We start from the raw sequence: 9,435 nt of genomic DNA, 5'->3' as shown, positions 1-9,435 counted from the left end.
TCCCGCGCCTCGGCGGCGGTGGTCGCCTCGTGTTCGGTGCGGATACCGGCGGCGACATAGGCGTTCAGGTCGCGCCCCGACAGTTGCGGGCAATGGCCGTCGATATGACCGCCCGCGAACAGCCGCAGCTTGGCCATCGCCGCAGGATCGCGGTGGATCACGCCGGGATAGTTCATGAACTCGGCCAGCCCGATCCCCGAAGGATGGCCCATCACCCGCGCCAGATCGGCTGCCTCGATCTGCGCGCCCGAAGTCTCCATCCCGGTCGAGGGCACACAGCTTGAAAGCTGTACACGCAAATCCATCAGCAGATGTTCCGAGGCGCGCTGAAAATAGGTGATGCCCTCGGGCCCGATGACATTTGCGATCTCGTGCGGGTCGCAGATGGCGGTGGTCACACCCCGTGGCGTGACGCAGCGGTCGAATTCGAACGGCGTCACAAGGCTGCTTTCGACATGCAGATGCGTGTCGATAAAACCCGGCACCAGCGTCAGGCCGGTCACGTTGATCACCCGCGCGGCGCGGTAATCGCCGATCCCCGCGATCCGTCCGCCGCAAATTGCCACATCGCCCCGGATCATCTGCCCGGTGATCAGGTCAAGAACCTGCCCGCCCCGCAAGACCAGATCGGCGGGTTCATCCCCGCGCGCCTGCGCAATCAGCCGTTCCAGATCATCCATCGCAAACCCCGTGGTTTCCTGCCCGTCCACCGTCCCTTACCACCCCGGCAGCGAATGGCCAACGCGATGCGGATGCAAAAGGGGGGCTGGCGCTTTCCGTGCCGACGTCGCAAAACGGCATTCACAACAGGCAGGAAAGGCGCGACATGGCCCAGAAAATCATCATCGACACCGATCCGGGACAGGACGACGCCGTCGCGATCCTGCTGGCGCTGGCCAGCCCGGAAATCGAGGTTCTGGGCATCACCGCCGTCGCGGGAAATGTGCCGCTGGCCCTGACCGAACTGAATGCGCGCAAGATTCTGGAACTGGCGGGCCGCGCCGATATACCGGTCTTTGCGGGCTGCGACGCGCCCCTGACGCGCAAGCTGATCACGGCCGAACATGTGCATGGCAAGACCGGGCTGGACGGGGTCGATCTGCCCGCGCCCGCAATGCCTCTGCAAGCGCAGCATGCTGTTGATTTCATCATCGACACGCTGCGGACCGAACCCGAGGGCAGTGTCACGCTGGTGCCTATCGGGCCACTGACCAATATTGCCACCGCCTTTCAGCGCGCGCCCGACATCATCACGCGCATCAAGCAGATCGTGCTGATGGGCGGCGCCTATTTCGAGGTTGGCAACGTCACCCCCGCCGCCGAGTTCAACATCCATGTCGATCCCGAAGCCGCGCGGATCGTCTTTGGTGCCGGCGTCGATCTGGTGGTGATGCCGCTGGATGCCACGCATGAGGCGCTGACCTCTCGCGATTGGGTCGAGACGATGCGCGCCCTGCCCAACCGCAGCGGCCCCGCCGTCGCAAGCTGGACGGATTTCTTTGAAAGGTTCGACAAGGAAAAATACGGCAGTCAGGGCGCGCCCCTGCACGATCCCTGCACCATCGCCTGGCTGATAAACCCCGACCTGTTCACCGGGCGGCGCATCAATGTCGAGATCGAGACGAAGGGCGAATTTACCGCCGGAATGACCGTCGCGGACTGGTGGCGCGTCAGCGACCGGCCCGCCAATGCGCTGTTCCTGCGTCATACCGACCGCGACGCGCTGTTCGCATTGCTGGCGGAACGCATCGCGCGCCTGCCCTGAACGGCGCTTAGCCCAGGATACGCGGGTTGTCCCCCATCGACAGGCCGGGAAAAACAGCGGTTTCCAGCACATCGCGGCCGGTGCCGAACAGATCGTGCAGGGCCCAGGCGGCATAGGCGCGAATGTCGGCCAGCGGCGTCAGGTCGCGACCGGCATACAGATCGGCCTCGGCCAATCCCGGCCAGCCGCCCAGAACCTGCCCGCCCCGGATCGCTCCGCCCGCCACCAGCATCGCGCCGCCGGTGCCGTGATCGGTGCCGCCGCTGCCATTCTCGCGCGCGGTACGGCCAAATTCGGTCATCGCCAGAACCGTCGTCCGGGACCAGTTACGCCCCAGCCCCTCGCGCAGGGTCAGGATCGCCGCGGCCAGCCGGTCCAGCGCCTTGCCCAGAACCATCGGCTGCCGCGCATGGCTGTCCCAGCCCGCCAGCGAGAATGTCGCGATCCGCGTCGCCCCGTTCAGCCGTCCCGCCGCGAATTGCGCCAGTTCACGCGCGCCACGGGTCGGGCCGCGATCCTCTTGCACCCGGCCGATCCGTTCGCCTGCGATCACCATCGCCTCGTCGCCCGCATCGCGAAACAGCGGATCGTCGTGATAGACATGCTGCAACAGCATCTGCGCCTGCGGGCTAAGCCGGATATCGATCTCGGGGGCCCAGCTTCGAACCTCGGCAGGCCCCGAGACGATGCGCATGTTCTCGGTCCCGACGGCATAGGCGGTCTCGGACCGGGCGCCCGGCATGTGTTGCAGCAGCCGGTTCAGCCAGCCATCGCGTTGCCGGACCAGATCAAGGTCGGTTCCGGTCCCCGCCTCCAGCATGTCCTGCCCGTCGAAATGGCTGCGCTTGTCGCGATAGGGCGTGGATACGGCGGGCGCAAAGCCCATTTCGCCTGCGCGCCAAAGCGGCAACAACGGCGCAAGCGCCGGGTGCAGGGCAAAGAACCCGTCCAGATCATGCGCCCCGCCTTCGGGTCCGACCGACAGGGTGGGGCGCAGCGCGCGCAGGGCCGGGTCGCCATAGGGCTGGAACACGTCGATCCCGTCCATCGCGCCGCGCAGGATGATCACGACCAGCCGGTTCTCGCCCGGAGCATCGGCAAGGGCGATACCCGACAACAAGGGATGTGCCGCCGCCGAACAGCCCAACAGCGCGCCGGATTTCAGCAAGGATCGACGGTTCAGCATCCTGTCACCTCCGGTTGAAATCAGCCGAGGCCAGTACGATCATCACGCCCTCGCGGTCGGATTCGGCCTTGGGAACAGCCCATCGCAATTCCCTGGACGCGGTCTGGCCAAGTGCGGCCTCAAGCAGGGAACGCGGATCGGGCAGGTCACGCAGCTTGCCCGGAACCCGCATCGCCCAGTTGATCCGCGCAGCCAGCCCTTGCGGCGTGGCCCAGTTCGCAGCCTCTTCCGGCCAGCCATCGGGGCCGCGCGGGCGTTCCCACGCCTGCCCCATCGCGGTCAGCGGCTCGATCAGCAGATTGCGCGCAAGCTTGGGCCGCAGCGCCATGATATCGGCCCCGCTGATACCCAACCCGCGCAGCGCGGCAATCATGAAATCATAAGGCTGGCGCAGTTTCCTGCGGAAATGGCTGTCCAGTTCGGGCCCAGTGGCCAGCACTGCATAGACGGGGGGCAGATCGCCGCCGCTGTCCGCATAGGCCGCAGCCATCCGGTCCACAAGCCCCTTGGGTGGGTCGTCATCGACGAAATGCACCGCCAGCTTGTGCGCCAGATGCCGGGCCGTGGCGGGATGCAGCGCCAGATCGCGGATCGCCGCCCGAATGTCGTCCAGCACCGCCGGACCCTTGCCGCCATAGCTGCGGCCCAGAACCGTTTCCGCCCCCGGCTCGGCCCGGTTGGGCAGAAAGGCGTTCCCGTTTCCCGGCAGATAGATCAACCCCGTCAGCAGCTCGGCCAGTTGCCGCACATCGGTCTGCGAATAATCCGCACCGACGCCAAGGCTGTGCAGCTCGATCATCTCGCGCGCAAGATTTTCGTTCAGGCCAAGATTGCGCTGCGGATGTTTGCGCGCAAAGGCCGAATTTGGCCCGAAAGAACGGTCCTGATTCAGATAGAGCAGCATCCGGGGATGCGTCCCGGCGGCGAACAGCATGTCGGAAAAATTTCCCGCGACATGGGGACGGATCGCCTCGTCCCGCATCGCCGCCGCCATCAGCCGCCCATAAGGATTGCCGCCGCTGACGGTGAAATGATCGCACCAGAACTGCACCAGCCTTTCGCCGAATCCCGATGGCGCATCCAGCGCGCGAACGATATTGCGCTGCACGGTGACATTCACCCTGCGCCGGACGTCCAGCCGCGCTGCCCGAATCTCGGCCTCTGCCGCCGCGTCCCCGGCCTTGAAGCGCTTGTCCAGCGCCTTGTCCTTCAGTTGCAACTGCCGCACCTGATCCATGCTGACGGCATTGTCATCGGCCCCCGCCCGCGCGACCGAGGCCATTACGTCCGGCGGACCCGGTGGCGGCGGGATCAGGGGTGAAAGCCCATAGCCAAGCCGAATAGACGCGAGTTCCGGATAGGCGACCATCCAAGTACATCCTTCAGGCACCGCCGGAACAACCGTTCCGAAGCGCGGCAAGAACGGAGAAAAGAAGACTGTGCGCGCACAGTCTTCCCAGGTTGTCTCGCCTGCATAAGACCTGACTTATGCGATTTCTTCAAGGTCGCGTGCGTGCCCCGGTGACGAGGCACGGCAGGTTTTCGCGGACGCGTTACGCGCCGCCCGGATCAGGCCTTGTTGCCGCGACGCAGACGGCGCAGCAGGAACAGGCCACCCAGCAGCAGCGGAGCCGAAGCCGGCAGCGGAACCGCCGGAGGCGCCGTATAGTCATACGTCACCGTGAAGTCTGCACCCGCCTGGTTACTGAAGTAGGTCAACAGGTTGCCACCGCCCTGCGCAAAGGAAACACCCGTCGCCACAACAAAGATACTGATCGTGCCGGCACCAATGAACTGCGCCAAATCCGCGCCGGTCAGTACCGAACTGTTCATGTCGTTGAAGAAAAGATCCCCGGTTGAGACGCCGCTGTTGCCAGCAAAATCGACAATGCCGTCAAACCCACCCAGTGCGTAGGTCCGGTCGAGTTCCGGGTTCACCTGAACGATGGGCAAGCCACCGGCGGTCGTCACCGACACCTGCGACTTGAGATCCACATGCGCCGAAACGGAGGTCGCGGAGCGGTTTTCGACGCTGGCCGCGGCCGTGACATGGCCAAACAGATCAACCTTCACGCTGTTCAGCGTACCCAGTGAGCTGTCGAATTGCTGGATAGCCCACGAATCCGACCAGTCGGTCGTGCTCTGACCAAACGAATGCATATAGCTGATCGTCGCCGCACCGGCAGTTTGCGCAGCTACCGAGATCGCCCCGGCCGCCGCAAGAATCACGAGTTTTTTCATAAAATCCTCACCATTTTCCGTCGTGCTCTTAACACTACTGAACGGTTCATATCTTAGCGTCCTCTGGTTGCAAAGAAGAAATTAACCACACTGCGCATTATCCCGAAAAATAACGCATACGCGGGTTGTTACAACAAGATTGCTTATAAAAAGTTAATTCGTTCGCGCGAAACATGCGGCCCCAAAAGGGTGCCGCCTTACTCACCCTTTAGGAGCAATTCTAAGGCCCAAATCGCGCAATTGCTCGTTAGAAGGCTCAGAAGGGGCCCCCATCATCAGATCCTCGGCGCGCTGGTTCATCGGGAACATGATCACCTCGCGGATATTCTGCTCATCCGCCAGCAGCATCACGATCCGGTCGATTCCCGCCGCACAACCGCCATGCGGGGGCGCGCCATAGCGGAACGCCTTGACCATGCCGCCGAATCGCTTTTCGACCTCATCCCGGCCATAGCCGGCCAGTTCAAAGGCCCTGAACATGATTTCCGGCTTGTGGTTACGGATCGCGCCGCTGATCAGTTCATAGCCGTTGCAGGCCAGATCGTACTGATAGCCCCGAACCGCCAGCGGATCGCCCGACAGCGCCTCAAGCCCGCCCTGCGGCATGGAAAACGGGTTGTGCGAAAAGTCGATCTTGCCCTCGTCATCCTTCTCGTACATCGGGAAATCGACGATCCAGGCGAATTTGAACTGGCTTTCGTCAGTCAGTCCCAGTTCGCGGCCGATTTCATTGCGGGCACGGCCTGCGACGGCCTCGAATGCCTCGGGCTTGCCGCCCAGAAAGAACGCCGCGTCGCCCTCGGACAGACCAAGCTGCACCCGGATCGCCTCGGTCCGTTCGGGGCCGATATTCTTGGCGATGGGGCCTGCGGCCTCGGTTTCGCCATGCTCACCCTTGCGCCAGAAGATATAGCCCATCCCCGGCAGGCCCTCGCGCTGCGCATAGGCGTTCATCCGGTCGGCGAATTTGCGGGAACCGCCGGTCGGGGCGGGAATCGCGCGTACCTCGGTGCCGTCCTGTTCCAGCAGTTTCGCGAAGATCGCAAAGCCCGAACCGCGAAAATGGTCGCTGACATCCTGCATCTCGATCGGGTTGCGCAGGTCAGGCTTGTCGCTGCCGTATTTTTTCATCGCTTCGGCAAAGGGAATGCGCGGCCAGTCGGCATCGACGCGGCGACCTTCGCCAAACTCTTCGAACAGACCCTGAATGACGGGCTGGACGGCAGCAAAGACATCCTCTTGTTCGACAAAGGACATCTCGACGTCAAGCTGATAGAAATCGGTGGGGCTGCGGTCGGCGCGCGGATCCTCGTCGCGGAAACAGGGCGCGATCTGGAAATAGCGGTCAAAGCCCGCCACCATGATTAGTTGCTTGAACTGCTGAGGCGCCTGCGGCAGCGCATAGAATTTGCCTGGATGCAGGCGCGAGGGAACCAGAAAGTCGCGCGCGCCCTCGGGCGAGGATGCCGTGATGATCGGCGTCTGGAATTCGTTGAACCCCGCGTCCCACATGCGGTTGCGCAGGCTGCGCACCACCTGGCTGCGCAGCATGATGTTCTGGTGCAGGGATTCGCGGCGCAGATCCAGAAAACGATAGGCGAGGCGCGTTTCCTCGGGGTAATCCAGATCGCCAAAGACCGGCAGGGGCAGTTCGTCGGCGGGCCCAAGAACCTCAAGCGCGGTCGCATAGACCTCGATCTCGCCGGTTGGCAATTTGGGGTTGATCAGGCTGGCATCGCGCAGTTTCACCCGCCCGTCGATGCGGATCACCGTTTCGGCGCGCAGCTTTTCCATGGCAGCAAATGCCGGGCTGTCGCTGTCGGCCAGCACCTGCGTCATGCCGTAATGATCGCGCAGATCGACGAACAGCACGCCCCCGTGATCGCGGACGCGATGAACCCAGCCCGACAGGCGAACGGTTTCTCGGGCATTGGCGGCGGTCAGATCGGCGCAGGTATGGCTGCGATAAGCGTGCATGGCGGACCTCATTCATTCAGCCCCCGCATGAAGCGCGGGACGGGCGGGAAGTCAAGGCGCGACGGCACCGCCGCTGCATTGCGTCCCGCGACAGCCGGGGGCGCTGCGCCCCCCGGACCCCCCGCTGCCCTTGCCCTGCCTGCCCGGCCTTGCGCTGCGATCCCGCCCGCGCGCCTTGCAACCGACGCGTCAGGATCCTAACAGAGCGGTAAAGCACTTCAGCCAGACAGGACCGCCATGGATATCGACGCCCGCCGCAAGGCCGACCCCGAACACTGGAAACTGGCCAGCGCGATCCGCGTTCTGGCGATGGATGCGGTCGAGGCCGCAAATTCCGGGCATCCGGGCATGCCGATGGGCATGGCCGATGTGGCAACGGTGCTGTTCCGCAATCACCTGAAATTCGACGCCTCTGCGCCCGGCTGGTTCGACCGCGACCGGTTCGTGCTATCGGCGGGGCATGGCTCGATGCTGATCTATGCGCTGCTGCATCTGTCCGGCTACAAGCAGATGACCATCGACCAGATCCGCAACTTTCGCCAATGGGGCGCGATCACGGCGGGGCATCCCGAATACGGCCATGTCGAGGGGGTCGAGACGACGACCGGCCCCCTGGGTCAAGGCATCGCCACCGCCGTGGGCATGGCCATCGCCGAAGAGGCGCTGCGCGCCGAATTTGGTGCCGACCTGTGCGATCACCGCACCTGGGTCATTGCGGGCGATGGCTGCCTGATGGAGGGCATCAGCCAAGAGGCCGTGGCCCTTGCCGGCGCGCAGAAGCTGGGGCGCCTGATCGTGCTGTGGGATAATAACGACATCACCATCGACGGCCGCGTCAGCCTGTCCGACAGGACCGACCAGAAGGCGCGCCTTGCTGCCTCGGGCTGGCGGGTGCTGTCCTGCGACGGCCATGACGCCGCCGATATCGACCGCGCCCTGCGCGAGGCGGCGGCGGATGATGGTCGTCCGGTGCTGGTCGATTGCAAGACGATCATCGGCTTTGGCGCGCCCACCAAATCCGACAGCGCCAAGGCCCATGGCTCGCCCCTTGGGGCCGATGAGATCGCGGCAGTGCGCAAGGCAATCGGCTGGGACGCCCCGGCTTTCGAAATCCCCTCGGACATCGCGGCGTCATGGCGTCAGATCGGCGCGCGAGGGGCCACGGCACATAAGGACTGGGCCGCGCGGGTCGAGGCGCGCCCCGGCGACAGGCGCGCAGAATTCACACGCCGGATCACCAATGCCGCCAATCCCGACATGGCGGGTGCGGCGGCGGCGCTGAAGGCAAAGGCCGTGGCCGACAAGCCCAAGATCGCGACCCGCAAGGCCAGCGAAAACGCGCTGGCGGCGCTGAACCCGGTAATGCCCGAGAATTTCGGCGGATCGGCCGATCTGACCGGCTCGAACAACACCAAAACGCCGGATCAAGGCGTATTCGGCCCCGAGAACCGGCTTGGCCGTTATATCCATTACGGCATCCGCGAACATGGCATGGCGGCGGCGATGAACGGCATCTGGCTGCATGGCGGTTTCCGTCCCTATGGCGGCACCTTCATGTGCTTTACCGATTACGCGCGCGGGGCGATGCGGCTGTCGGCGCTGATGGGGCTGCCGGTGGTCTATGTCATGACCCATGACAGTATCGGCCTGGGCGAGGACGGCCCGACCCACCAGCCGGTCGAACATCTGGCGATCTGCCGGGCCACACCCAACACGCTGACCCTGCGCCCCTGCGATCAGGTGGAAACCGCCGAGGCCTGGGAAATCGCGCTGTCACAGCCCTCGACCCCCTCGGTTCTGGCTCTGTCGCGGCAGAACCTGCCCGAACTGCGCGTCGCCGACAGCGCCGAAAACCTGACCGCCAAGGGTGCCTATATCCTGCGCGAGGCGGCGGGCGGCAATCCGGCCGTGGTGCTGATGGCCACCGGTTCCGAGGTCGAAATCGCCGTCGCTGCCCGCGACGCGCTGGAGGCTGACGGCACGCCCACCCGCGTGGTTTCGGTTCCGTCGATGGAACTGTTCCGCGCCCAGCCTGCGACCTATCGCGAAACCGTCCTGCCGGGCGGCACGGTTCGTATCGCCATCGAAGCCGCCATTCGTCAGCCTTGGGACTGGCTGCTTCTGGGCGAACGCGGCAGCGAGGCGAAATCTGATTTCATCGGCATGACCGGTTTTGGCGCTTCGGCCCCTGCACCAACGCTGTACAAGGAATTCGGCATCACCTCCGAGGCCGTCATACAGCGCGCGAAAGCGCTTCTGTGACCGG

The 9,435-nt window shown here is 64.4% G+C and carries 7 protein-coding genes; 2 read left to right on the top strand and 5 right to left on the bottom strand.

Annotated features, from left to right (window positions below):
* Nucleotides 1–680: amidohydrolase family protein (locus tag ACK5L9_RS09265; protein WP_416911177.1), on the bottom strand; the 680-nt coding region annotated here is incomplete at its 3' end.
* Between the two features lie 146 nt (nucleotides 681–826).
* On the opposite strand from ACK5L9_RS09265, the gene ACK5L9_RS09260 reads away from it, so the two are divergent.
* Nucleotides 827–1,765, top strand: coding sequence for a nucleoside hydrolase (locus ACK5L9_RS09260; RefSeq protein WP_416911176.1), 939 nt, complete (start codon nucleotides 827–829; stop codon nucleotides 1,763–1,765).
* A 7-nt stretch (nucleotides 1,766–1,772) separates the two neighbouring features.
* Here ACK5L9_RS09260 and ACK5L9_RS09255 read toward each other — a convergent pair whose 3' ends face one another.
* The 4 genes from ACK5L9_RS09255 to aspS all read right to left on the bottom strand — a co-directional run bounded on the left by ACK5L9_RS09255 (nucleotide 1,773) and on the right by aspS (nucleotide 7,169).
* Nucleotides 1,773–2,951, bottom strand: coding sequence for a DUF1501 domain-containing protein (locus ACK5L9_RS09255; protein WP_416911175.1), 1,179 nt, complete (start codon nucleotides 2,949–2,951; stop codon nucleotides 1,773–1,775).
* A 4-nt stretch (nucleotides 2,952–2,955) separates the two neighbouring features.
* A complete protein-coding gene (locus ACK5L9_RS09250; protein ID WP_416911174.1) occupies nucleotides 2,956–4,320 on the bottom strand; it encodes a DUF1800 domain-containing protein in 1,365 nt (454 codons plus the stop codon).
* Between the two features lie 200 nt (nucleotides 4,321–4,520).
* Nucleotides 4,521–5,192: a choice-of-anchor E domain-containing protein gene (locus ACK5L9_RS09245; RefSeq protein WP_416911173.1), complete on the bottom strand. Its 672-nt coding sequence runs from the start codon at nucleotides 5,190–5,192 to the stop codon at nucleotides 4,521–4,523.
* A gap of 201 nt (nucleotides 5,193–5,393) precedes the next feature.
* Nucleotides 5,394–7,169 (bottom strand): aspartate--tRNA ligase, encoded by a 1,776-nt coding sequence (gene aspS, locus ACK5L9_RS09240; protein WP_416911172.1) that lies wholly within the window; start codon nucleotides 7,167–7,169, stop codon nucleotides 5,394–5,396.
* 237 nt (nucleotides 7,170–7,406) lie between these two features.
* Between aspS and tkt the strand changes: the two genes are divergently transcribed.
* The gene (gene tkt / locus ACK5L9_RS09235) at nucleotides 7,407–9,431 is read left to right on the top strand and encodes a transketolase (RefSeq protein WP_416911171.1); all 2,025 of its coding nucleotides are present in this window, start codon (nucleotides 7,407–7,409) and stop codon (nucleotides 9,429–9,431) included.
* Nucleotides 9,432–9,435: the final 4 nt, after the last annotated feature.

Origin of the sequence: Paracoccus sp. (in: a-proteobacteria) (assembly GCF_047973135.1) — a bacterium.
In the GTDB taxonomy this organism is placed as follows: Bacteria; Pseudomonadota; Alphaproteobacteria; order Rhodobacterales; family Rhodobacteraceae; genus Paracoccus.
The sequence above is the reverse complement of the archived record's forward strand: the minus strand, read 5'-3'. Positions and strand labels throughout refer to the sequence as shown.